We start from the raw sequence: 22,967 nt of genomic DNA, 5'->3' as shown, positions 1-22,967 counted from the left end.
AACGGCCCGGCGTGTTCCTATTTCTTCAGCTGATCGAGGTCCCAACAGCTGTTCGCGGACATGGTATCCTTGGTGATGAACTTGTTGGGTGTGTAGAGCGCGAATTTGAGCGAGCCTGCCGGCTCCTTCGACTGCAACAGCACCTTGATGGTGTTGTTCAGGTCGCGGCCCTGGCCCTCGACATCGTAGGAGATGACCTCGTTGAAAGTGCCGTTCTGCACGCCCTGGCATGCGGTCTTGTTTCCACCGCCCGAGGTGATCAGGTAGATGTCCTTGCCGGACTCCTGAATGGCCGCGCCGGTGCCCGCATCCATGACGTCCCAGAAGCCGACGATGCCGCACAGGTCCGGGTTCTGCTGGATCACCGTCTGGGCGATGCCATGCGCCTTGGACTGGTCCCAGTCGCCCGTCTGGCTGGAGACGATCTTGATATCGTCGTGACCCTTGAGCGTTTCGGTGATGGCGTTGAGCTGATAGACGCTCGCCGCCGCCGTGGCCGGGCCCTGGATGATGGCGATCTTGCCGCTCTTGCCACTCGCCTTGCCGCATTTCTCGATCATGCGGTTGGCGGCGTATTGGCCGATCCCGTACCAGTCGGCGCCGACGAAGGCGTCGGTCTGATAGCTCGACTTCATGTTGACCTGGATGACTTTGATGCCCGAATCCTCGGCCTTCTTCAGGGTGCGCGCGTAGGACGCCACATCGAAATTCTGCACGACGATGATGTCCGGCTTTTCAGTGATCGCCTGGGTCAGCGCGCGCGTGCCGGTGTCGGTGCTCCAGTTGGCGTCGCGGATGTCGATCGTGTAGCCGAGCCGCTTGGCTTCCTTTTCCATGATCGCGGCCCAGCCTTCCGGCAGGTCGAAGCTCATCGACATCGGCACGAAGACCACCTTCTTACCGGCGAGCGAATCGAGCGTCGGCTGCCTCAGGGCGTCGGCCATGCCCTCCTGCGCTATCGCGCAGCCCGTGGAAATGATTGCCGCCGCGAGCGCGGCCGCCGCGTATTTCAGGATCATCATCTCGGTTCCTCCCATTCGATGATTGTCGGTTTCAGATGTCCCCTTGCTGCGATGTTTGTTCGTCTCGGGGGTTGAGAAGGGCGTCGATTACCAACGCAAGCAGCAGCACCGTGCTCTTGAGCAGGTTCTGGACAGTGTAGGAGATGTTGAGGATGGTCATGCCGTTCAGCAGCAGACCGATGAGGATCGTGCCGACCAGGATGTTGCGGACGCCGCCGCGCCCGCCGGTGAGGCCGATGCCGCCCAATATGACGACCAGAAGCACGTCGTAGATCAGGGTGGAATTGACCATGCGCATGTTCATGCTGGCAACCGAGGCCGCCGTCGCGCAGCCGGCCAGGAAGGCCATTGCGCTCGAGATCACATATTGCAGGATGATGATCGGGCGGACCGGAATGCCGGTGATCCGCGCCGTGGAGATGTTGTCTCCGATGCCGTAGATGAAGCGTCCGAGACCGGTCTTCCTGAGAAAGAGATAGAGTGCGGCCGAGCAGATCGCGAAGAGCCATATCGGCATCGGGATGCCAAGCACGGCGCCGCGCCCGAGAAACAGGAACCAGTGCAGATTGTCGGGGATGTTGTTGACGTCGAGGGACGCGATCACGCCTCGCCCGAGACCATAGACGATCGCCGACACCGCGAGCGTCGCAAAGATGGCTGGGATTTCGACATAGGCGATCAGGAAACCCATCACCACGGCGACCGCGACGGCGAAGGCCAGCCCGAGGGCCAAGGCGGTCGAGAAGGCGTAGCCCTGGTTGGCGAGCACGATCGACAGGGTGAGCGACACCGCCATGACCGCGACCAGGGAAAGGTCGACGCCGCGGCCGATGACCACCACCGCCATCCCGAGGCTGAGCATGCCCAGCATGGCGACGTTCCGGATCAGGTTGAGGATATTCTCCGGGCTCAGGAATCCGTTGAGGGCGACGGAGAAGTAGAGGAAGAGCAGCACCGCGACGACGAACACGATGAGTTCCTGGGTAAGGCCGATCCGGTGCCTGGTCTTCGTCGTCGCGCTCGGCGTCATTTTTTCGGAAGCAGTTGCCACAGTCACTTGCCCTTGTTGGCGAAAGCGTCGAGTCCGCGCTTGGCATCGTCGCTCGTGAAGGTGCGCTGCCCAAGGCGCGCTTCTTGCTGGAAGGCATCGCCGAGCGGCAGATGCTGCAATGTCAGTACCGCCTCCTTGATCGTCTGGATGGCCGTCGGGCTGAAGGACGCGATGCGGTCGGCGACATCGCGCGCTACCCGCTCCACTTCGCCGCTCGCCACGGCTTGGTTCGCGACGCCCCTGGAAAGCATTTCGGCCGCCGTGAAGCGCCTTCCCGTCAGCAGGATTTCCATCGCGTGCGCATAGCCGATCTGACGCACGAGGCGCACGAGCGTGCCGCCGGCGGGAACAAAGCCGTGGGCGGGTTCCGGCAGCTGGAAGACGGCGTCCTCGGCCACGATCCGAATATCGGTAGCCAGCACCAGCTCGAAGCCGCCACCGATGCACAGGCCGCGGATGGCGCCCACCACCGGCTTGTAGAAACCCGACGTCTTGATATGCGCCGGATCCCAAGCGGAAATGTCGAAGCTGTCGGAAGCAAGCGCCGGAATGGACTCTTTGAGGTCGGCGCCCACACAGAAGGCACGGTCCCCGGCACCGGCGAGCACGGCCACCCGGATACGGTCGTCGTCTCGCACCTCGTTGAAGGCGCGGCCGAGATCCTCATACATGGCCAGGCTCAAGGCGTTGAGCTTTTCCGGACGGTTGATCCGGATCGTGGCCACATGGCCGTCGACGTCGAAATCGATCGCCATCGCTAGACCGTCCCTCGCGATTTCATGGCGCTCAACTCTTCGGGCGAAAGCCCGACCAGCCGGGCGAGGATGAGATCGTTATGCTCGCCGGGCGCCGGCGCCTTCTGCGGCGCCGCCTCGGCCATTTCGGAGAGCTTGACGGGCAGCCCGAACATGCCGAGAAGCTGCCGCCCGATCGGCACCTGAACGATCATGTTGCGGGCGGCTATGTGCGGGTCCTCGACGACCTCCGCGATGGTCTTGATGGCGCTCAGCGGCACTTGGTCTCCGGCGAGCTCCTCGAGTTCGGCCTTGGTGTAGCGGCTGAACCATCGATCCAGCAGCGGCTTGACCTTGGTCTCGGCAACGACCGGATCGAAACGCTTCTCCATCGTATCGATCTCGGGATCCGTCGCCCTGTCCGGCTCGCCGAAGAGACCGCAGGTGATCGCCCAGAACTTGTCGGTGTAGCCGCCGAAGAAAACATAGCCGTCCTTGCACGGAAATTGCCCGTAGGGGCGCACGAACGGATGATCGTTGCCCAGCGGCGAGGCGATCTCTTTCCTCGCCGTATAGCGGACGACGGCGTTCTCGGTCAGCGTCAGGACGGAGTCCTGCTGCGAGACGTCGACCACCTGGCCGATCCCGGTCTTGTCGACATGGCGCAAGGCGGCCAGCGTCCCGATCGCGGCATAGAGCGCCGCCGCGAGATCGCCGATGATGGTGCCGACCCGGACCGGCGGCCGGTCCGGATAGCCGTTCATCGACCACAAGCCACCTGCCGCCTGGCCGGTGTTGTCGTATGCGGGTTTGGAGGAGTTGGGACCGGTGCGGCCGTAGCCGCTGATCGCGGTGTAGATCAGCCGCGGATTCTCGGCCTTGAGCACATCGTAGCCGAGGCCGAGCCTGTCCATGGTGCCCGGCCGGAAGTTTTCGACCAGGACGTCGGCCTTTCTGACCAGCCGCTTGAGCAGGGCCTTGCCGTCGGGCGATTTGAGATTGACGGTGAGGCCGAGCTTGTTCCGGTTGAACTGGGTGAAGAAGGCGCTGAGCTCCGAGCCTTCGTCGCCGACAAAAGGCGGAAAGGTACGCGCATAGTCCGGGTCTTCCGGATTCTCGATCTTGATCACTGACGCGCCGAGGTCCGCGAGCAGCATCGAGCAGAACGGCCCGGCGACCACGCGCGTTATGTCGAGCACGATAACGCCGGCTAGCGGGCCGCTCCGCACCGGAAAATCGCCGTTGAGATCCACTTCAGTCACGTCTTGGTTTCCAATGGCCTGATTGAGGTCGGGCAGCGAAGCGGCGCCGATTGTCGCACGCTAGTCGAGGCGACGGGTTCACCGCCATCAAGACGAAGGTTCATACCTTCTCCGCCCGTATCTCCTCGAGCAACTCCCTGGCGCGATCGACCCGCACGTCGTGGCTGGCGGAGAGCAAGGAAGCGACCTTGTCGATCTCGTCCCCGGTCGCTCCGGCGACGATGGCGATGTTGCGCGCGTGCAGCGCCATGTGACCGCGCTGGATGCCTTCGGTCGCCAGCGCTCGAAGCGCGCCCATGTTCTGGGCAAGGCCGACCGCCACCGCCACCTCGGCCAGGGTCTGCGCGCTTTCCACGCCGAGAATCTTCAGGCAGGCGCGCGCGGCCGGATGCGTCTTGGTCGCGCCGCCGACGAGCCCGAGCGCCATCGGCATCTCTAGCGTGCCGACAAGATGCCCTTCGGCGTCGAGCTCCCAGGTCGTCAGGGACGTATAGCGCCCGGAGCGGGACGCCCACACATGCGCGCCGGCCTCGATGGCTCGCCAGTCGTTGCCGGTCGCCACCACAAGCGGGTCGATGCCGTTCATGATCCCCTTGTTGTGTGTCGCAGCGCGATAGGGATCGACGATCGCAAGCGCGCATGCCTCGACGATGCCGCGGGCGATCCGGTCGCCCTTGTATTCCGGAGTCTCGAGCGTCTCGGGGGCGACCCTCACCATGGCGCGCGCGATACGCAGGTCGGCGAAGTTGGAAAGGATGCGCAGCCGCACGACGCCGCCGCTGATGGCCTCGATCATCGGCGCCACGGCTTCGGCCATCGTGTTGACGGTGTTGGCGCCCATGGCGTCGCGCACGTCGACGATGAGATGGACCACGACCATCGGCCCAGCCACCGTCTGATCGAACACATGGACCTCGACGTCGCGGCAGCCGCCGCCGAGCGAGACGAGGACCTTGTCCTTAACGTTGGCCGCCGCGATGATCGCGTCCCGCTCCTTCAGGATGCGCGCCCGCGCACCATGCGGGTCGCGCAGTTCCAGGACCTGCACCTGGGCCCGCATGATGGGACCGGAGCTGGAGGTGAAGAAGCCGCCGCTCTTTCTCGCCAGCCGCGCCATGAAGGAAGCCGCCGCCACCACGGAAGGCTCCTCGACGGCCATGGGAACGAGATAGTCCCGCCCGTTCACGGTGAAGTTCGTGGCAACCCCGATCGGCAGCTCGAATGTGCCGATCACGTTCTCGATCATCCCGTCGGCCAACGTCAGCGGCAGGCCGCCAGGCCCGAAGGTCCCGCGCTCCGCCTCGGTCAGGGACACGGCCTCGGCGACCCGAGCCAGGCGCTCCGCCGGCGCGAGGTTGCGCAGGTTTTCCAGCCGCGAATTGACGGAGGGGCGCGCCGCGCCTTTCTGGGGGTCTGTCACAAGCGCCTCCCACGCAATGTGTCATTTTCTTCTTGCAGCAGGATGGATCATTGTTACCATCCGCTAAAGGTACAGATATGAGAAATTGTCTTAATCTGTACCCGCATTAGAGGGACTACATTAGAGGGACTAGCAGATGGCTGCTTCAGGCGGCAGACAGGGCGCCACCCTGGTGGAGAATGTGGCGGCGCGATTGATCGAGCAGATCGTATCGGGCGACCGCGCTCCCGGCAGCAAGCTGCCCTCGATCCGCAACGCGACGCGTGAATACGCCGTCTCGAAGAACACGATCGTCGAGGCGTATGAACGCCTGGCGGCCGCGGGATACATCGTCTCCAAGCCCCGTTCAGGCTTCTTGGTCACCAAGTCCGCGCAGCCGGCGGCCGGTCGTCCCAAGCACCTGTCCGAGGCGGTCGATATCGTGTCGCTGCTCAACGCGCAATTGGAAGAGAGCTTCGAGATCAGGGTTGGCGATGGCCGCCCGCCCGCCTCGTGGACGGAGGAGTCGGAAATCCGCCGTCATCTGGGGCTTCTGGGCAAAGGGCCGTCCTCGAGCACGGATGGCTATGGCTCGGCATGGGGGTTCCCGCCGCTTCGGCAGCAGATCGCCAGGCGGCTGGAAAAGCAACATATCCAAGCTTCAGAGAAGAACGTCATCCTCACCTTCGGCGCCAACCACGCGCTCGACCTGGTGATCCGGGCCTTCCTGGCACCGGGCGACGTCGTCCTGGTCGACGAGCCCGGCTATTATCCGCTGTTTGCGAAGCTCAAGCTCGCCCAGGTCCGCGTCGTTGGCGTCAGACGGCTCCCCGACGGACCGGACCCCGACGACTTCGCGACCAAGGTCGTCGCGGAGCGGCCGAAACTGTTCATCACGCAATCGATCGGGCACAACCCGACCGGGGGCAGCATCAGCCTGTCGGTCGCGCATTCGATCCTCACCATCGCGGCCAGGCACAGTGTAACGATCGTCGAGGACGACCCGTTCGCGGACCTGTCGCCGACGCCGCCCAACAGGCTCGCGACGCTGGATCAACTCAATCATGTGATCTCGATCGGCACGTTTTCGAAGACGCTGTCGGCAAGCCTGCGTTCGGGTCACATTGCCGGCCATGCCGACAAGATCGCGGCGCTGGCCGAGCTCAAGATGCTGACGACCGTCAACAGCTCCGGCCATGTCGAGCGGCTGCTGCACCGGGTGACGTCGGAGGGGCATTACGACCGCCATCTCAAGCGCCTCGGCCAGCGTATCGAGGCCGCCGCCAACCGGGTTCATAACGCCCTCGTCCGTTCCGGGCATTCGATCTTCGCTGGGAATGGCGGAGGCTATTACCTCTATCTGATGTTGCCGCAGGGCATCAACGATATCGAGCTGGCAAGGCTGGGAGCGCAGGAAGGGATCTTCATCGCCCCCGGCAGCGTCTTTTGCCTGGACAAGCAGAACCCGATGGCGGCCGGCATCAGGATCAATGTTGCCCGCGCCGAAGAGAATCGGTTCTTCGATTTCCTTCTCAGGAAGCTCTCCTAAAGCAATTCCACGAAAGTGTGCAACGGTCAGGCTCGGCGCCGCCCGCGATGTCGCGCCTTGATTGCCGGCGCTATCCCTTGAATGCCGGCAACGTCAGACCCTTGACGCCGACATCGAGCGCGAACAGCCCGCCCGGATGCTTCTGGCCGATGAAATGGCTAGCTGAACGGCGCTACCCGTCCGCCAGCGCCGTCACCTCACGCCGGAAAGGCAGCGCGTCACCGATATCGGCTTCGTCCAGCTCGCGGGCGAAGCGGTGGCCGGCATAGGTGGCCCAGGCGATCGGCCCCGGCGCCTCCGCATCGCCGATGACCTTGACCGAGCGGATGCCATTGCTGGCCCACTCGTTTTCCCGGGCTTTCAACTCGCGCCAGACGGCGTCATCCTGATCGCGCGACGTCACCAGGACGACGGCATCGGCGGCCATGTCCACTTTCGCGCCGGTATAGACGCAGGCCGTCGCGACGCCGCCCGAAACGATGCTCGTGACGGTCCTGTTGAGGACGATATCGACCCCCAACTCCGCCAGGCGGCGGTGGATGGCCCCCTGCTCCAGCGTGTTGCGGGTCCAGTCCGAGACATAGGCCGAAGGGGTCACCAGGGTCACTGTCGCGCCCTGGCGCGCCATCAGCTCGGCCAGCACGCCGCCCATGTAATAGTGGTCGTCGTCGAACAGCACGACGTTGCCGGACGGCACCTTGCCGCCCATCAGATCGTCGGGCGTGTAGAGCGGCATGGCGGCGTCGATCGGCATCGGCACGACATGGGCGCGTGCGACGCCGTCGCGACGCCAGGTCGAACCGGTGGCGACGGCTACGTTCTGGAAGCCGAAGGACAGGATGTCGTCCGCCGACAGTCGGCTCTCGAAATAGACGTCTACATTCGGCATCTGGCTGAGCTGGTACTGCCGGTAGTCGCGCACCCGGCCCCAAGCCGACAGGCCCGGCAGCAGGCACTCGCGCGCCACGCGGCCGCCAAGCTCGGTGCCGGCTTCCGCAATGGCCACCTGGTAGCCGCGCAGGCCGAGCGCGCGGGCGGCCTCCAGTCCGGCGGGCCCGGCGCCGACGATCAGCACGCTGTCGCTGTCGCCTTTGGCCTGCATGCGCTCCGGATGCCAGCCCTTGCGCCATTCCTCCATGAAGGTCGGGTTCTGCGTGCAGCGCGAGATCGACATCGTCATGTCGCCGGTGATGCAGATGTTGCAGCCGATGCATTCGCGGATATCCTCGATGCGCCCTTCCTCGACCTTGCGCGGCAGGAAGGGATCGGCGATCGACGGGCGGGCGCAGCCGATGAAGTCGAGCGTGCCCGACTTAATCATCCTGACCATGACATCCGGCGAGGTGAAGCGGCCGACACCGACGACCGGCTTCGAGGTCAGCTTCTTGATGCCGGAGACGAGGCTTTCCTGCGCCGCCTCCTCCTTGAAGCGCGACGGTCCCGAGCAATCCTCCCAGGCGCCGTGGGCGAGGTCCCAGAGATCGGGCAGCTCGGCATGCATCTCGATCATGTCGCGGACTTCCGAATTGGCGAACCCAAGCTCACCGATCATCTCGTCCAGCGACAGCCTGAGCGTCAGGCCGCACGTGTCGCCGATCGCGTCGCGCCCTTCCTCGATCAGCTCGCGCATCAGCCGCGAGCGGTTCTCCAGCGAGCCGCCATATTCGTCGCTGCGCTGGTTGGTGGCGGTGGACAGGAAGTGCTGGATGATGCCGAAGCCATGCGCGCCGTAGAGGCAGACCAGGTCGAAGCCTGCCTGTCTAGCGCGCTTGAAGGCATTGCGGTGCCAGCGGCGCAGGTCGCGGATATCCTCTCTGTCCATGGCGCGCGCCTGCACAGGATCGTTGGTGAAGGTGCGGATCGGCAAGGCCGATGGCCCGCGCGGAACCTCCTTGGTGTAGAGGTTGGGACCGTTGATGCCGGAATAGGCGAGCTGGACGCCGGCCAGCGCTCCATATTCGTGCATCGCCTTGGCCATCTTGGCCAAGGCCGGAATATCGGCGTCGTCCCAGAGCCTGAGCTCGATGAAGGGCGTGATCTCGGAGGTGTGATGCATCTCCGTCTGCTCGGTGAAGATGACGCCCCAGCCGCCTTCGGATTTCATCCGGCGCATCTCGGCCGCAGCCGACGGATCGCGATAGCCGCCGCCATTGCAATGCGGGACCTGGTAGAAACGGTTCTTGGCCGTCACCGGGCCGATCTTCATCGGCTCGAACAGGATGTCGTAGCGTGGGTCGCGCATGGTGCTTCCTTCCAGTCGGCTGGCGCTGCCGATGCTCTGGAGACTACTCATAAGTTGGCGCTGGCGTGGGAAAACTATGGATTTCTTCTGCGAGGATTAGGACGCGCCTAATCGCCCTTGCATGGATTAGCCTGCGATGAATCGGGGCTGAGCCAAATGCGACTTCAGGACCGCTACGGCGCGATGTAAACAGCCGGCTGCGGCAACGGAACAAGAGACATGGACAGCACCAGGATCCTCGAAAAGCTGATCGCCTTCCCGACGGTGAGCCGCGACTCGAACCTCGACCTCATCTTCTATGCGGCGGAGCTGCTTGGCGCGAGCGGCATCGCCAGCCAGATCATCCACAGCGCGGACGGCCACAAGGCCAATCTCTTTGCCACCATCGGACCGGCCGACAAGCCCGGCATCATGCTGTCCGGCCATACCGACGTCGTTCCCGTCGACGGCCAGAACTGGACCCTGCCGCCATTCGCGATGACCGAGCGCGACGGCAGGCTTTTCGGGCGCGGCGCGACGGACATGAAGGGTTTCGTGGCCTCTGCGCTCGCGACCTGCCTCAAAGCTTCGAAGATGACGCTGCGCACGCCCTTGCATCTGGCGCTCTCCTATGACGAGGAAGTCGGATGCCTCGGCGTGCGCGACCTGATCGAAGTGCTGAGCGCGGCACCGCAACGGCCGCTGCTGTGCATCGTCGGCGAGCCGACCAACATGCAGGTGGCGACCGGGCACAAGGGCAAGCTTGCGGCGCGCGCTCTCTGCAAGGGACGCGAAGGCCATTCGGCGCTCGCTCCGCTGGCGCTCAACGCCATCCATCTCGGTTGTGATTTCGTGCAGGCCTTGCGCGACGAACAGGATCGGCTGGCCCGCGAAGGCGCCCGCGACGGCGACTACGACATCCCCTACACGACCGTGCATGTCGGCAAGATCAATGCCGGCGTGGCGCTCAACATCGTGCCCAACCTTTGCCAGGTCGATTTCGAGATCCGCAACGTCGCCACCGACGATGCCGCCGGCATTCTCGACAGGCTGCGCGGTGCCGCGGCGCGCATTGCCGCCGACGCCGCATCGATCGCGCCCGAAGCGGCGATCGACATCGAGATCACCAACACCTATCCGGGTCTCGACACGCCGGCCGCTTCGGAAGCCGTCGCCTTCGTCAAATCGCTGACCGGCGCCAACAGCGCCATGAAGGTCGCTTTCGGCACGGAAGGCGGATTGTTCAGCCGCGATCTGGGCACGCCCGCCGTCGTCTGCGGACCGGGCTCGATGGCGCAGGGGCACAAGCCGGACGAATTCGTCAGCGTCGAACAGCTGCGGCGTTGCGACGAGATGCTGGAGAGGTTGCTGTCGCGGCTCGCCGACGGCTGGCCGTGATATCGCTTATTTGACGATGCGTTCGGTGCCGAAAACGCCTTGCTCGACCACGAAGCGGCGGCAATGGTCGATGAAGGCTTGCACCGTGAGCGTGCGGTGCTCGGCGTTCGGCAGCGCGATTCCCATGGTCAGCGGCCTGAGGTCCCCAAGCAAGGGCACGAAGACCAGCAGCTTGCCGTCCGGCGACATGGTGTTGAGCGGCCGCATATTGGCGATGCCGTAGCCGAAGCCGTTGGCGACCATTGAGCGCATCACGGCGATGTCGCCGGTGCGCTCGGCGATCCTGGGCCGCAGGCCCTGGAACGCCGAGAGGAAGTATTCCCGGCTGTAAGGAAGGTCGAGCAGCACCATCGGTTCGTCGACCAGCTCCTCGGGCGTGATGCCCGCCCTCGCCGCCAGGCGATGCGCGGCCGGCAGCATCACATAGGCCGGCAACTGCATCAGCGGCTCGAAGGTCATATCCTGCGACAATTCGAGGTCGTAGGTCAGTGCAGCATCTATTTCGCCACGCTGCAGCATCTCGAACAACTGCCCCTGGTTGCGCTCGAACTGCCTGACGCGCACATCCGGATAGGCGTCCTCGAATTTCCGGCGGAGCGCCGGCAGCACGATCTGCGCGAAGGTCAGCAGGCAGCCGATTGCGAGCGGTCCGCGCACCTTTTCGGCGATATCGCCGGCAATGTCATGCAGCGCATCCGCATCGTTGAGCAGCCGCGCGGCCTCCTTGAGGAACAGGCGGCCACCCGCGGTCAGCGCAAGCGCATGCGAGTGCTTGCGCACGAAGAGCTGGACGCCGAACTCAGCTTCGAGCTGGGCGATCGAGGCTGAGATCGACGGCGGCGAGACATTGACCTGCTCGGCCGCCTTGGCAATTGAACCCGCCTCGCCGACGGCGACGAAGTATTCGAGCTGTCTGAGTGTGAAGCGGAGCGGCATGGCCCTATGTTGCCGGTTTGCACCCGGTGATCAAGGTCACGGCCCTCAGTACTTGATCCAGGTGGTCTTCAGCGCCGTGTATTTGTCGAGCGCGTGCAGCGACAGGTCGCGACCGAAGCCGGACTGCTTGAAGCCGCCGAAGGGTGTCATCGGGCTTAGCGCATCGACGGTGTTCACCGAAACCGTACCCACCCGCAGTCTTTCCGCGATGCGGTGTGCCCGCGACAGGCTGTCGGTCCAAAGCGATGCCGCCAGTCCGTAGACGCTGTCGTTGGCGATCTGAAGCGCCTCCTCTTCGCTGTCGAAGGCGATGACAGACAGCACCGGGCCGAATATCTCGTCGCGGGCAAGCGGATCCTCGGGCGCAACATTGTCGAAGATGGTGGGCTGCACGAAGCTGCCGCGCCCGTCGACCGAGATCCGGCCGCCGCCCGTGACCAGCCGGGCCGACTTCCTGCCACCGTCGATGAAACGCATGACGGTCGCGGTGTGGCGTGCATCCACCATCGCCCCCATCCTCGATGCCGGATCGAGGGGGTCGCCGGGCTGCGTCGCCGCCGCGCGCGCCGCCAGCTTCTCGACCAGCGCATCCTTGATGCCGCGCTCCACGAGAAGCCGGGAATTGGCCGAGCACACCTGACCCTGGTTGAAGAAGATGCCGAAGGCGGCCATGTCGGCCGCCGCGTCGAGGTCCGCGCAATCCGCGAACACCAGATTGGGGCTCTTGCCGCCGGTCTCCAGCCAGACCTGCTTCATGTTCGACTGGCCGGAATATTGCAGGAACAACTTGCCGACGGCGGTCGAGCCGGTGAAGGCGAGGCAATCGACATCCATATGCCGGCCAAGCGCCTGGCCGGCGGTCTCCCCGAGGCCTGGCACGACATTGAGCACGCCGGCGGGCAGGCCGGCCTCCATGGCGAGCTCCGCCAGCCTGAGCGCCGAGAAAGGCGATTGTTCGGCCGGTTTCAGCACCACCGAATTGCCCATCGCCAGCGCCGGCGCGCATTTCCAGGTCGCCATGTCGAGGGGGAAATTCCACGGCACGACGGCGCCCACGACGCCAAGCGGTTCGCGTCGTACCAGTGCCAAGTCGCCCTGCTCCGTCGGCGCGACCTCGTCATAGACCTTGTCGATCGCCTCGGCATACCACTGGAAGATCGCCGCCGAGCCCGGCACGTCGATGGTGGCCGCGTCCTTGACCAGCTTGCCCATATCCAGCGATTCCAGCAGCGCGAGCTCCGGCAGATTCTCGCGCAGCAGCTCCGCCAGCCGCAACAGCACCTCCTTGCGATGCTGAGGGCTCGTCCGCGACCAGACGCCGGCCTCGAAGCTGCGCCGGGCCGCGGCGACGGCAAGATCGATGTCCTCTTCACCGCAGGAGGCGACCTCGGCAAGCGTCGCTCCCGTGGCCGGATTGATGCTGGCGAAGGTTCGGCCGGAGCGCGCCGGCACCGCCTTGCCGTCGATGAACGCCTTGTCGCGAAAACGGATCGCGGACGCCTTGCCGATCCATTCCTTATGGCTGAGTTCGCTCATGCTGGCTCCAGGACTGGCCGGACTATTCGTCACCGGGAACGCCATAGCTCGGCGCGCCGGACGGGTTGAGGGCACGGGTCACGTAAGCATCGAGCTGGGGCTTGTAGATGTCCCAAAGCCCCGCCAGCTGCTCGATCGGACACGCTTCCGTCCAGTCGCACCGCAAGTCGGCGACGGGCCAGGAGACATCGCGCACCAGCTTCATGCCGGCGGAGCGGACAGGCCCGGCCTCGCCGCCGGCTTTGAACGCGGCGCGCATCGTGGCGATCAGCCGATCGCCAAGATGGCCCTCGGACGCCAGGAACGCGTCGACCATGGCCTGTGGAATTCCATCGTTGGCGAGCAGGTTGCCACCGCAAGCGACGTCCTCGTCGCGCGCTTCGGCCCAGATGCCGAGCGCCTTCGGCCCGGAGTGGATCGCGCTGACGCCCGCGGTGTCGACAGCCAGTATCTGCCGGTATTCAATAAAAGCGCCCGTGCGCTTCAGGATCGCGACGGCCTCCGTGGCCGAGGCGCCGCGCGCCATCAACTCCAGCGCCCGAGGCCCGAGCGTCGGGTCGGTGATGTTCTGGCTGGCGACTGCGCCGACACCCGCCTGCGCGTAGGCGCAACGCGCCGCGACCGCGGGAGACGACGAGGACACCGCCACGCCGAACATGCCTGTGCGCCTGCAGCGCGCGACGATGGAGAAGGTCATGGCGTTCAGTCCGGGATGACGGCGGTGCCGTCGATCTCGACCAGCCAATCCGGTCGCGCCAGGGCCGACACGACCAGGCCGGTCGAAACCGGGTGGACGCCCCTGATGTACTCGCCCATCGTCCGGTAGACGGCCTCGCGATGGCGCACGTCGGTTATGTAGACAACCACCTTCACCAGATGCTCCATCGTGCCGCCGCACTCCTCGATGAGCTGCCTGATGTTCCGCATGACCTTATGGGTCTGCTCGACCGGATCGTGGCTGTCGATGTTCTTCGCCGTATCGAGATCCTGCGGGCACTGGCCGCGCAGATAGACGGTCCGGCCGCCGCGCGTGACGACCGCCTGGCAGAGGTCGTTGTCGAGCTTCTGCTCGGGATAGGTGTCCTTGGTATTGAATTTGCGAATTCGCGTATGCGCCATCTTGGTCTCCATAAGGGTCGGGCTCGCAGCTTTGGTCAGGCGTCCACGGGCTCGCGGGTCGCGGCGGCGTGATAGGCCAGATATTTGCGCTGCGTCGAAATACGGTCGGCCACATGCTTGGCATCGTGCCAGACGCCCCAGATGAAGCTCGACCCTCTTCGCGACTGCCAGGGCAGTCCCAGGAAATAGATCCCGGGCTCGACCGAGACGCCGCGCTGATGCCTTGGCCGGCCCTTCTCGTCGAAAGCGTCGACCTTCAACCAACTGTAATCGACGGCAAAGCCCGTCGCCCAGATGATCGTCGCGACCCCGGCCTCGGCCAGGTCGAGTTCGCGGATCGGATTGGTCACGCAGTCCGGATCGGGGTCGATCTTGCGCAAAGCGGGTTCTTCCGGAAGGTCGAGACCGTTGCGGGCAACATAGGCGTCGGCTTCGTCCAGCAGCGACATCAGATTGGCGTCGCCGCGGGCAATGTTCTTTGCAAGGTCCGGCGCGAAGGTCATCACGCCGTCCTGGTATGTCTTTGTCATGCCGACAAGCGTAAGCCCCTGCGCGGCCAGGCGGCGGAAATCGATCGTCTCGCCGCCGCGCGCGCCGCTGACCGCGATCGTGACATGTTCCGTGCCGGGTCCCGGCGTTTCCAAGTCCCATTTGCCGAGAACGCCCAGCCACCAGCAGAAGTCGCGGCCGCGATAGGCGCGCGGCGGGCGATCGTGCGGGCCGACCGAGAGATAGACGCGCCTGCCTGAGCGCTGCAACTCGTCGGCAATCTGCACGCCCGAGGATCCCGCGCCGACCACCAGCACCGCACCCTTCGGCAGCTGCGCGGGGTTGCGGTAGGCGCTGGAGTGGATTTGCAGGATGCCGGCATCCGCAGGAACGAGAGGCGGGATGACAGGGACCTGGAAAGGTCCGGTCGCGGCAACAATGCTGTTGGCTTCGATCACGCCGTCCGACGTCTCGACGTGAAATCCCGGACGGCCGACATTTCTCTGCACGAGCTTGACCTCCACGCCACAGCGGATCGGCGCGTTGATCTGCTTTGCATAGGCGACGAAATAATCGGCGACCTCCTCCTTGGAAGGAAAGCCGTCGGGGCCAGTCACGGGAAACTCCAGGCCTGGAAACCGGTCATGCCAGGCCGGACCGTTGGCGACCAGCGAGTCCCACCGCTGCGAGCGCCAGCGCTCGGCGATCCGGCCGCGTTCGAGGACGAGATGAGGCACCCCGCATTTGCTCAGGTGCTCGCTCATCGCCACCCCGGCCTGGCCGCCGCCGACGACGAGCGTGTCTACCTTCTCAACCGACATATCCACGTCTCTTTCGATAGGGCTTTCGCCGCTGCGATGGAGGTCCGGTTTGCTTTTAGTGAGGGGCTGGCGGAGCGAAAATTATGATTTCATGTGTCAGTGCTTAGCTTATCCCTAAACGCTGGAACGGGATCGCCGAGGGCACCCAATTCCAGCGATCGCGATCAGCAAGACCGCCTCCGGACATCGGGAAAAGCTTAGGCGGACCCTAAGCACGGGTGCTGGAAAAAGTAATTCTTGCGCCTTGGATTTGGTGGTTCCCTGCGTCACCCGCATCAGAGCGACGACCGCTGAGAGTGAAATGGCGCGAGAGACCCTTTATAAAAACGGCGCGCTATACACGGTCGATGCGACGAATCCCGTTGCTGAGGCGATGCTGGTTCGCGGCGACCGCATCGTTGCTGTCGGCGCTTGGTCCTCCGTCAGGGCGCAGGCCTCCGCGAATGCCGAAATCGTCGATCTCCAGGGTCGGTTCGCAATGCCGGCCTTCATCGACTCCCATGTCCATTTTGCCTGGGGAAGCAAATATCTCGATGAAGTACGGTTGCGCGAGGCAAAGACCTTTGGCGACGTCCTCGACCGGTTGAAAACCTATTCGCAAACCCATCCCGACAGCGCATGGATCGTGGGCAGCGAATTCAGTTACGGCTACCCCGATCTCCCCGAAGGCGACTTCCACAAATCGCTTCTCGATCAGGTTGTTGCCGATCGCCCCGTTTTCTTCCGCTCCGGCATGGCGCACGCGGCCTGGGTGAACAGCAAGGCGCTGGAACTTGCCGGCATCACACGGGACACGCCCGACCCCGAAGGTGGCGAGATCGTAAGAGACGCGAGCGGCGAGCCGACCGGGTGGTTGAAGGAGAGAGCCTGGTCCCACCTTGAAGCCCTGGTTCCCCAATCCTCGAAATCCGATATGCGATCGGCGCTGCTCTCCGCCATCAAGGAAGCAAACCGTTTGGGATTGTCGCGGGTCCAAAGCGCCGGGATGGATGACGAAGCGGTCCCCTTGCTGGCTGAGATATTCGCGAATGGCGAATTGAGCCTGCGGTTCACGCTTTCGAGCATTGCAAACCCGGAGGCGAACGTCGACGAGGTGATTGCGCGCGTATCCGGATGGAGGAGTGACCTCGACCCTGATTTTCTCGACGGGCGCGTCGTCAAATTCTTCCTGGACGGCGTGCTGGAATCCCACACCGGCTTCATGCCTCAGGGCTATGCCGACAAACCTGGCGAAACCGGAACATGCCTGTGGAAGGCGACCGCCTACAACGCAGCCGTCAGCCGTGCGCAGCAGGAAGGATTTCAGGTCTGGACACACGCGATCGGGACGGGCGCCATCGAAATGGCCCTCGACGCCTATGCCGCGGACGGGGAACGCTCGCGGCAGCGCCGGCCGCGGATAGAGCATTGCGAAATACCCACCGCGCGCGACATCGAGCGTTTTGGCGAGATAGGAGCGGTAGCCAGCTTCCAGCCCGCCATGATCTATCCACGAGACCAATGGCTCGGGATGGAAGGGCTTTGGGAGGTGCGTGTCGGCTCCGGATCCCTTCCGCGGGCCTTTCCTGTTCGCTCCATCCTCGAGGCCGCGGGCGCCGTCGCGTTCGGAACCGACTGGCCCATCGTCGACCTCAATCCACTCATCGGCATTCGCAATGCGGTGTTGCGCCAGAGCCGGGACCACCAGCCGGAAGACGGTTGGGTCCCAGAGCAGAGGATCAGCGTCGCGCAGGCCCTCCATGCCTATACGCTGGGGGCGGCCTTTGCCGGCCACCGGGAAAACGACGAGGGCAGTTTGGCGGCGGGAAAGCTCGCCGACTTCATCGTCCTTTCCGATGATCCGCTGCAGGTCGAGCCGGACAGAATCGCGGATATCAAGGTGCTGAAAACGATCGTCGGCGGCAGATCGGTCTGGGAAGAACCCGCGGCTTGAGGCCGCGTCTTGGGGGTTGGATGGAAGCGGCTGAATTTGACTACATCGTCGTCGGCGCGGGCTCGGCCGGTTGCGTGGTCGCCAATCGGCTGAGCGCCGATCCGTCTGTCAAAGTGTGCCTGATCGAGGCCGGCGGCAGCGACAACAGCCTGCGGGTCAAGGTGCCGGCGGGCATCCTCTCGCTCTACGGCAACCCGACCTACGATTATTGTTTCGTCGGCGTTCCGCAGCCTCATCTCAACAACCGCAGCATTCCGGTCAATCGCGGCAAGGCGCTGGGCGGATCGAGCTCGATCAACTCGATGGTCTATATTCGCGGCGCCGCCGAGGACTATGACGAATGGGCCGGACTCGGCTGCGACGGCTGGGCCTATCGCGACGTGCTGCCGGTGTTCAGGAAGCTGGAGCGCAATCTGCTCGCCCAGGACCCGCGCTATCATGGCAGCGACGGCGAGCTGCTGGTCGACAATCCGCGCGATCCGAACGTGCTTTCCAGCATGTTCGTCAAGGCCGGCAGGAACGCCGGCCTGCCCGCCAACGCGGACTTCAATGCCGAAAGCCAGTTCGGTCTCGGGATCTACAACGTCACGCAGGCCCGCGGACAGCGCTTCAGCAGCTTCAGCGCCTTCATGCGCCCAGTGCTCGATCGCAGCAACCTGACGCTGCTCAGCCAATGCGAGGTGATCGACCTCGTCATTGCCGAAGGCCGCGCCACGGCAATGCGCGTGCGGCATGACGGCCAGCAGAAGACGCTCTCCGCGAACCGCGAGATCGTGCTTTCGGCCGGCGCCATCAATTCGCCCAAGATCCTGATGGCGTCCGGCATCGGCCCCGCAGCCGAGCTCAGGCAGATCGGCATCACGCCGGTTCTTGATCTGCCGGGTGTCGGCAAGAACCTGCAGGACCATGTCGACGGCATGATCACGGTGCGCTCCAGGAGCACCAGGACGCTCGGCCTGTCGATCGCCAACCTGCCGCGTATGGCGGTGGCACCCTTCCAGTATTTCGCGCGCCGCAAGGGCATGCTCACCACCAACTATGTCGAAGCCGGCGGCTTCGCGAAGACCAGGCACGCGAACGGCCTTCCCGACATCCAGTTCCACTTCGTGCCCGGCTATCGCAGCCATCGCGGCAGGCTGATCGAATACGGCCACGGCTACGCCATTCACACCTGCGTGCTTCGGCCGAAAAGCGTCGGCGAGATCAAATTGTCGCGCGACAGTTCCCGCCGGGACGTCCTGATCGACCACCGCTTCTTCACGCATGAAGACGACGCCATGGTGCTGGTCGAAGGCATCAAGATCGCGCGCCAGATTTTTGCCTCGCCCGAGTTCGACGCGGTGCGCGGCAAGGAAATGCTGCCGGGCAAGGACGTCCGCAGCGACGACGAGATCCTCGCCTATCTGCGCGCCGAGGCGCTGACGGTTTATCACCCCGTCGGAACCTGCAAGATGGGAACCGACGATATGGCTGTCGTCGATCCGGCGACGCTCAAGGTGCGCGGCGTGGACGGGCTCCGGATCGCCGATGCCTCGGTCATGCCGAAGCTGATCGGCGGCAACACCAACGCGCCAAGCATGATGATCGGGCAGAAGGCTTCCGAGATGATCCTCGGCTCGACGCATCGCCGCGGCAAATAGACCACCGCTGTTTCGGTGAACTGTCACAAACGTCCGGAATTGGCTTAAGCCTCCCGAACGTCGTCATTCTAGGGCAGAGCAAGGAGCGAGGCTTCGGCCAATCCCTAGCGTCCGCGCTGATTTCACGGAGATGAACGGCGAAAATCTTACCGCCGACAAGCCTGCAACCTTTTCAGAAACCCTGTGTCTAGAGACTAGTTTAGTGATCCTCGTCGATCTCGTCGTGCAGGAGGCCGAGGATACGGCGCTTGAGCGCGATGAAGTCGGGTTCGAGGATCACGTCCATCGAGCGCGGCCGCGGGATGTCGACTTTGATCTCGGCCTTGATCTTGCCGGGCCTGGCCGTCATCACCAGAACGCGATCGCCGAGCACCAGCGCCTCGTCGATGTCGTGGGTGACGAACAGCACCGTTTTCTGCTGCCGCTCCCAGACGCGCAGGAGCAGCTTCTGCATGGTGCCGCGTGTCTGGCTGTCGAGCGCGCCGAACGGCTCGTCCATCAAGAGGACGGCCGGATCATTGGCGAGCGCGCGGGCGATCGCCACGCGCTGCTTCATGCCGCCGGACAGCTGCGCGGGATAATGATCGGCAAAGGGCGCCAGGCCGACCTCGTTGAGATACTGGTCGACGATCTGCTTGCGCTGCTCCGCCGGCAGGCCCTTGCGCTTGGGTCCATATTCGATGTTGGCGCGCACCGTGAGCCAGGGAAACAAGGTGTAGCTCTGGAACACCATCCCTCTGTCGGGACCCGGTTCGATCACTTCCCTGCCGTCCACCTTGATGGTGCCGGAGGTCGCGTCATTGAGGCCGGCGGCGAGATAAAGCAGGCTGGATTTGCCGCATCCCGAAGGGCCGACGATGACGCAGAATTCGTTCTTCGCCACCTTCAGCGACACATCGTCCAGCGCCAGCACGCCATTGGCGTCGCCATAGCGCAATGTCACGTCCTCGATGGCCATCGTGGTGCCGGTCGAATGCGGCTCGCCGGCCGCATTGGCCGTGTCGGCCGGAATGTTCGCCTTGACGGTTTCGGTCATCACTACCCTTGATCCGGCTGCGGTTTGCGAGGATGCGTTCAACGTCAAGGTGCCCATGGCGCGACCCTTGCCCGCAGAATGCGGAATGCCGTGTCGGTGATCAGGCCGAGAAGCCCGATCGCGGCGATCGCCATGAAGATCACATCGACCTGGAAGCCGCGCATCGCCTTGAGGCTGATATAGCCGAGACCGCTCGACGCCGCGACGAGTTCCGCCACGACGAGATAGGTCCAGGCCCAGCCCATGGTGACGCGAAGCGTGTCGAGTATCGAGGGAAGTGCGGCAGGGAAAATGACGTGCCACACCGCCTCTGAGCGCTTGGTGCCCAGAGTGTAGGAGGCGTTGACCAGATCCCTGGACACGCCGCGCGCGCAGTCGGAGATCATCACCAACTGCTGGAAGAAGGTGCCGAAGAAGATGACCGCGATGCGCTGCTCGATGCCGATGCCGATCCAAAGGATGAACAAAGGCACGAAGGAGGTCACCGGCAGGTAGCGGATGAAATTGACCAGCGGCTCCAGCGGTGCCTGCACCGCCCGGTAGGTCCCCATCCACAGTCCCAGCGGCACCGCGATCACCGAGGACACGATGAAGCCCAGGATGACCACCTTGGCGCTGGTCAAAGTGTGGTAGAAGAGGCTGCCGTCCAGGGACATGCGATAGGTCGTTTGCAGCACCGTTCCGGGCGTCGGCAGGAACATGTTGGGCACGACGCGACCATAGGACAGCAAGGCCCAGCCGCCGATCACGACGACCCACATCGCCAGCGCGAGTGTTGTTGCCGTGCTGGCGGGGATGTTGGCGAATGGGGTCGTCAGGCGTGTCCACGCCGTCCGCCTTTGTGCCATAAGATGGCCTCCGTTGATTTTAGAGCAGTTCCAGGAAAAGCGAGGCGGTTTTCCGTTCGGAATTGCGTCAAAACAAGAGATAGAGAGGTACGCCGTTTCGGTGAAACGGTGAACCGACCCAGGCGCGAAGCTCAGGCGTTCGAGAAACCGGGATCGGCCCGGACGGGCCGACCCCGACGATCCCAAAGGCTCACTGTTCGTTGATGAAATCGGTGTCGAGGATGGTCTTCGAGTCGATCGTCATCTTGAGCTTGCCGGCCTTGCCCCAGATGTCCTGCGCGAAGTTCACCAGGTCGGATGCTTCGCTCTTCTCCGTCGTGCCGAAGAATTCCAGGTTGCGGGCGCGGTCATAGTAGCGCACGCCCTGGGCGCCGGCCGCGAAATCCTCGGGCTTCTCGAGATAGCCGCCAATGCCCTTGGCCATGATCTCATAGGCCTTTTCCGGGTTGGTCTTGATGTAGTCGACCGCCTTGTAATAGCCCTTGATGAGGGCCTTCACATCCTCGGGGTGCTTCTCGATCAGGTCGCATTTGAGCGCGATCACATCGACGATCAGGCCGGGGGTGGTCGTGGAATCGATCAGCACCTTGCCCTTTCCGCCCTTGCGGACTTCGGTTAGGTGCGGCTCCCAGGTCACGGCGGCGGGAACCTGGCCGGCGATGAACGCGGTCGCCGCATCGTCGGCGGTCATGTTGGTGATGCTGACATCGTCCTCGGTCATGCCTTCCTTTTTCAGGAGCACGTTGAACCAGAATTCGGAAACAGAGCCCTCGTTCAAGGCGACAGGCTGGCCTTTCAAATCCTTGAGCGATTTGACGTCGGCCTGCGTGACGACGCCGTCGCCGCCATGGCTGTCGTCCAGCGCCACCACGTATTTGAAGCAGAGCTCGTCCGAGCGGTACTTCATCAGCTCATCGACGGTGGAGGCGGCGCCGTCGAGATCGCCGCCGGCCACCGCCGCCATGTAAAGCGCTGATTCTTCAATGACTTTCAGGTCGACATCGACGCCGGCCTCCTTGAAGTAGCCAAGGTCGCGGGCAAGGAACAGCGGCCCGTAGCCCACCCAGGTGGTCATGCCGAGGCGAATGGCGCCGGCGTTGGCGGGAGCGGCAAGCCCCAGGCCCAGCAGGCCCGCGCTGACCGCGGCCGTCAGGCAATTTCGGAATGTCTTCATTATCGTGGTTCCCCTATGGCTGTTACCGGCATCGACCTCGTTCGAGTGGCGTATGCCAGGCTGTCGTTTCGGCAGCCGCTCTCTTGTTATGCGTCGCCCTCCCAGGCGGGCCTTGTTCTAGGTCTCGCAAGAGAGCATCCGGGCCGGATCGCAAAAAGAAGTCTTTTTCTGTCCTTTGCTTCGCCGAAACCGAAGCAGCGGGCTGAGCTTGGCCGATGAGCTTGAACAGGCGCGCAAAGCGACGGCGGTCCGATGGCGCCGGCAAATGCGCCAATGACCGTGGACGGCTTGCTGACTAAAGAGATTGTGGCGGTGGGGACGCTCGCCCGATCAAAGGCGTTCTCAGACCATCGGGAAATCGACGGCGGCGCCAAGATGAGTGGCAAGTTCAGGCGCTCCGGGGCGCGGCCTCGTCGGCCGCAACCCAGAGATTTTCGGCACGATCGCCACGCCCCCGACGTGGCAATGCGGACTATGCCGCCAGGGCGCCCGACTTCTTGGCGGTCCAGGTGGCCATATAGTCCATCAGGCCGGGATTGAGGCAGTCATAGGGCTCGAGCCCGATCGATTTCAGCTGGCCGCGAATGCCGCCCATGCGGTTGGGGTCGACGCCGGATTCGATGATCGAGGAGACGAAGGCGGCGAAGCCCGGCGGCGACCAGCCATCCTCCTCGAAGCGCTCGGGATGGATGAAGGACAGGCCCTTGAAGGGATGGTCGCGTTCGACCGGGCCGTACATGTGGACGCCGCAGCCGGTGCAGGCATGGCGCTGGATGAGTGCGGCCGGATCGACCACCTT

18 protein-coding genes and 1 pseudogene are annotated in these 22,967 nt (G+C 64.1%); 4 read left to right on the top strand and 15 right to left on the bottom strand.

Going from position 1 to position 22,967, the window contains the following annotated elements:
* Positions 1 to 17: 17 nt before the first annotated feature.
* The 5 genes from FJ956_RS13250 to FJ956_RS13230 all read right to left on the bottom strand — a co-directional run bounded on the left by FJ956_RS13250 (position 18) and on the right by FJ956_RS13230 (position 5,489).
* Positions 18 to 1,022, bottom strand: coding sequence for a sugar ABC transporter substrate-binding protein (locus FJ956_RS13250; protein WP_246672061.1), 1,005 nt, complete (start codon positions 1,020 to 1,022; stop codon positions 18 to 20).
* Between the two features lie 31 nt (positions 1,023 to 1,053).
* Positions 1,054 to 2,052 carry an ABC transporter permease gene (locus FJ956_RS13245; protein ID WP_140677224.1) on the bottom strand — a complete coding sequence of 333 codons (999 nt, stop codon included), beginning with the start codon at positions 2,050 to 2,052 and terminating at the stop codon, positions 1,054 to 1,056.
* Positions 2,053 to 2,075: 23 nt separating this feature from the next.
* Positions 2,076 to 2,828 carry an enoyl-CoA hydratase/isomerase family protein gene (locus tag FJ956_RS13240; RefSeq protein ID WP_140677010.1) on the bottom strand — a complete coding sequence of 251 codons (753 nt, stop codon included), beginning with the start codon at positions 2,826 to 2,828 and terminating at the stop codon, positions 2,076 to 2,078.
* Positions 2,829 to 2,830: 2 nt separating this feature from the next.
* On the bottom strand, positions 2,831 to 4,069 hold the full coding sequence (locus FJ956_RS13235; protein ID WP_246672060.1) for a CoA transferase: 1,239 nt from the start codon (positions 4,067 to 4,069) through the stop codon (positions 2,831 to 2,833).
* A gap of 100 nt (positions 4,070 to 4,169) precedes the next feature.
* Positions 4,170 to 5,489: a hydroxymethylglutaryl-CoA reductase, degradative gene (locus FJ956_RS13230; RefSeq protein WP_140677008.1), complete on the bottom strand. Its 1,320-nt coding sequence runs from the start codon at positions 5,487 to 5,489 to the stop codon at positions 4,170 to 4,172.
* A gap of 136 nt (positions 5,490 to 5,625) precedes the next feature.
* Here FJ956_RS13230 and FJ956_RS13225 point away from each other — a divergent pair, with 136 nt between their 5' ends.
* Entirely contained in the window at positions 5,626 to 7,017 is a 1,392-nt protein-coding gene (locus tag FJ956_RS13225; RefSeq protein WP_140677006.1) for a PLP-dependent aminotransferase family protein, read from the top strand.
* 172 nt (positions 7,018 to 7,189) lie between these two features.
* Here FJ956_RS13225 and FJ956_RS13215 read toward each other — a convergent pair whose 3' ends face one another.
* Positions 7,190 to 9,259 carry an NAD(P)-binding protein gene (locus FJ956_RS13215; RefSeq protein WP_140677004.1) on the bottom strand — a complete coding sequence of 690 codons (2,070 nt, stop codon included), beginning with the start codon at positions 9,257 to 9,259 and terminating at the stop codon, positions 7,190 to 7,192.
* Between the two features lie 219 nt (positions 9,260 to 9,478).
* On the opposite strand from FJ956_RS13215, the gene argE reads away from it, so the two are divergent.
* Positions 9,479 to 10,636: an acetylornithine deacetylase gene (gene argE, locus FJ956_RS13210; RefSeq protein WP_140677002.1), complete on the top strand. Its 1,158-nt coding sequence runs from the start codon at positions 9,479 to 9,481 to the stop codon at positions 10,634 to 10,636.
* Between the two features lie 6 nt (positions 10,637 to 10,642).
* Here argE and FJ956_RS13205 read toward each other — a convergent pair whose 3' ends face one another.
* The 5 genes from FJ956_RS13205 to FJ956_RS13185 are packed head-to-tail and all read right to left on the bottom strand — an operon-like array spanning position 10,643 to position 15,537.
* Positions 10,643 to 11,572, bottom strand: coding sequence for a LysR family transcriptional regulator (locus FJ956_RS13205; RefSeq protein ID WP_140677000.1), 930 nt, complete (start codon positions 11,570 to 11,572; stop codon positions 10,643 to 10,645).
* 45 nt (positions 11,573 to 11,617) lie between these two features.
* Complete coding sequence (locus FJ956_RS13200; protein WP_140676998.1) at positions 11,618 to 13,108, bottom strand: aldehyde dehydrogenase; 1,491 nt, start codon at positions 13,106 to 13,108, stop codon at positions 11,618 to 11,620.
* Positions 13,109 to 13,130: 22 nt separating this feature from the next.
* Complete coding sequence (locus FJ956_RS13195; RefSeq protein ID WP_140676996.1) at positions 13,131 to 13,805, bottom strand: DUF1028 domain-containing protein; 675 nt, start codon at positions 13,803 to 13,805, stop codon at positions 13,131 to 13,133.
* Positions 13,806 to 13,810: 5 nt separating this feature from the next.
* Positions 13,811 to 14,227: a RidA family protein gene (locus FJ956_RS13190; protein WP_140676994.1), complete on the bottom strand. Its 417-nt coding sequence runs from the start codon at positions 14,225 to 14,227 to the stop codon at positions 13,811 to 13,813.
* Positions 14,228 to 14,262: 35 nt separating this feature from the next.
* The gene (locus FJ956_RS13185) at positions 14,263 to 15,537 is read right to left on the bottom strand and encodes an NAD(P)/FAD-dependent oxidoreductase (protein WP_140676992.1); all 1,275 of its coding nucleotides are present in this window, start codon (positions 15,535 to 15,537) and stop codon (positions 14,263 to 14,265) included.
* 301 nt (positions 15,538 to 15,838) lie between these two features.
* Here FJ956_RS13185 and FJ956_RS13180 point away from each other — a divergent pair, with 301 nt between their 5' ends.
* Together FJ956_RS13180 and FJ956_RS13175 are read left to right on the top strand one after the other, a co-directional pair.
* The gene (locus tag FJ956_RS13180; protein ID WP_140676990.1) at positions 15,839 to 17,470 is read left to right on the top strand and encodes an amidohydrolase; all 1,632 of its coding nucleotides are present in this window, start codon (positions 15,839 to 15,841) and stop codon (positions 17,468 to 17,470) included.
* 20 nt (positions 17,471 to 17,490) lie between these two features.
* Entirely contained in the window at positions 17,491 to 19,110 is a 1,620-nt protein-coding gene (locus FJ956_RS13175; protein ID WP_140676988.1) for a GMC family oxidoreductase N-terminal domain-containing protein, read from the top strand.
* A gap of 199 nt (positions 19,111 to 19,309) precedes the next feature.
* Here FJ956_RS13175 and FJ956_RS13170 read toward each other — a convergent pair whose 3' ends face one another.
* The 4 genes and pseudogenes from FJ956_RS13170 to FJ956_RS13155 all read right to left on the bottom strand — a co-directional run.
* Positions 19,310 to 20,068, bottom strand: a complete 759-nt coding sequence (locus FJ956_RS13170) for an ABC transporter ATP-binding protein (RefSeq protein WP_210239423.1) — start codon at positions 20,066 to 20,068, stop codon at positions 19,310 to 19,312.
* Between the two features lie 122 nt (positions 20,069 to 20,190).
* A complete protein-coding gene (locus FJ956_RS13165) occupies positions 20,191 to 20,994 on the bottom strand; it encodes an ABC transporter permease (protein ID WP_140651198.1) in 804 nt (267 codons plus the stop codon).
* A gap of 190 nt (positions 20,995 to 21,184) precedes the next feature.
* A complete protein-coding gene (locus FJ956_RS13160) occupies positions 21,185 to 22,168 on the bottom strand; it encodes an ABC transporter substrate-binding protein (protein ID WP_140676984.1) in 984 nt (327 codons plus the stop codon).
* A 472-nt stretch (positions 22,169 to 22,640) separates the two neighbouring features.
* Positions 22,641 to 22,967: pseudogene (locus FJ956_RS13155) on the bottom strand (aldehyde-activating protein); the annotation flags it as partial.

Source organism: Mesorhizobium sp. B2-4-3, from assembly GCF_006442815.1.
Taxonomy (GTDB): domain Bacteria; phylum Pseudomonadota; class Alphaproteobacteria; order Rhizobiales; family Rhizobiaceae; genus Mesorhizobium.
The sequence above is the reverse complement of the archived record's forward strand: the minus strand, read 5'-3'. Positions and strand labels throughout refer to the sequence as shown.

Bases quoted from the DNA above. Each gene is read 5' to 3' on its own strand.
- FJ956_RS13180 (WP_140676990.1), top strand. From the start codon at position 15,839: ATGGCGCGAGAGACCCTTTATAAAAACGGCGCGCTATACACGGTCGAT.
- FJ956_RS13175 (WP_140676988.1), top strand. From the start codon at position 17,491: ATGGAAGCGGCTGAATTTGACTACATCGTCGTCGGCGCGGGCTCGGCC.
- FJ956_RS13165 (WP_140651198.1), bottom strand. From the start codon at position 20,994: ATGGCACAAAGGCGGACGGCGTGGACACGCCTGACGACCCCATTCGCC.
- FJ956_RS13185 (WP_140676992.1), bottom strand. From the start codon at position 15,537: ATGTCGGTTGAGAAGGTAGACACGCTCGTCGTCGGCGGCGGCCAGGCC.
- FJ956_RS13240 (WP_140677010.1), bottom strand. From the start codon at position 2,828: ATGGCGATCGATTTCGACGTCGACGGCCATGTGGCCACGATCCGGATC.
- argE (WP_140677002.1), top strand. From the start codon at position 9,479: ATGGACAGCACCAGGATCCTCGAAAAGCTGATCGCCTTCCCGACGGTG.
- FJ956_RS13225 (WP_140677006.1), top strand. From the start codon at position 5,626: ATGGCTGCTTCAGGCGGCAGACAGGGCGCCACCCTGGTGGAGAATGTG.
- FJ956_RS13170 (WP_210239423.1), bottom strand. From the start codon at position 20,068: ATGGCCATCGAGGACGTGACATTGCGCTATGGCGACGCCAATGGCGTG.
- FJ956_RS13195 (WP_140676996.1), bottom strand. From the start codon at position 13,805: ATGACCTTCTCCATCGTCGCGCGCTGCAGGCGCACAGGCATGTTCGGC.
- FJ956_RS13190 (WP_140676994.1), bottom strand. From the start codon at position 14,227: ATGGCGCATACGCGAATTCGCAAATTCAATACCAAGGACACCTATCCC.
- FJ956_RS13250 (WP_246672061.1), bottom strand. From the start codon at position 1,022: ATGATGATCCTGAAATACGCGGCGGCCGCGCTCGCGGCGGCAATCATT.
- FJ956_RS13160 (WP_140676984.1), bottom strand. From the start codon at position 22,168: ATGAAGACATTCCGAAATTGCCTGACGGCCGCGGTCAGCGCGGGCCTG.
- FJ956_RS13245 (WP_140677224.1), bottom strand. From the start codon at position 2,052: ATGACGCCGAGCGCGACGACGAAGACCAGGCACCGGATCGGCCTTACC.
- FJ956_RS13200 (WP_140676998.1), bottom strand. From the start codon at position 13,108: ATGAGCGAACTCAGCCATAAGGAATGGATCGGCAAGGCGTCCGCGATC.
- FJ956_RS13205 (WP_140677000.1), bottom strand. From the start codon at position 11,572: ATGCCGCTCCGCTTCACACTCAGACAGCTCGAATACTTCGTCGCCGTC.
- FJ956_RS13215 (WP_140677004.1), bottom strand. From the start codon at position 9,259: ATGCGCGACCCACGCTACGACATCCTGTTCGAGCCGATGAAGATCGGC.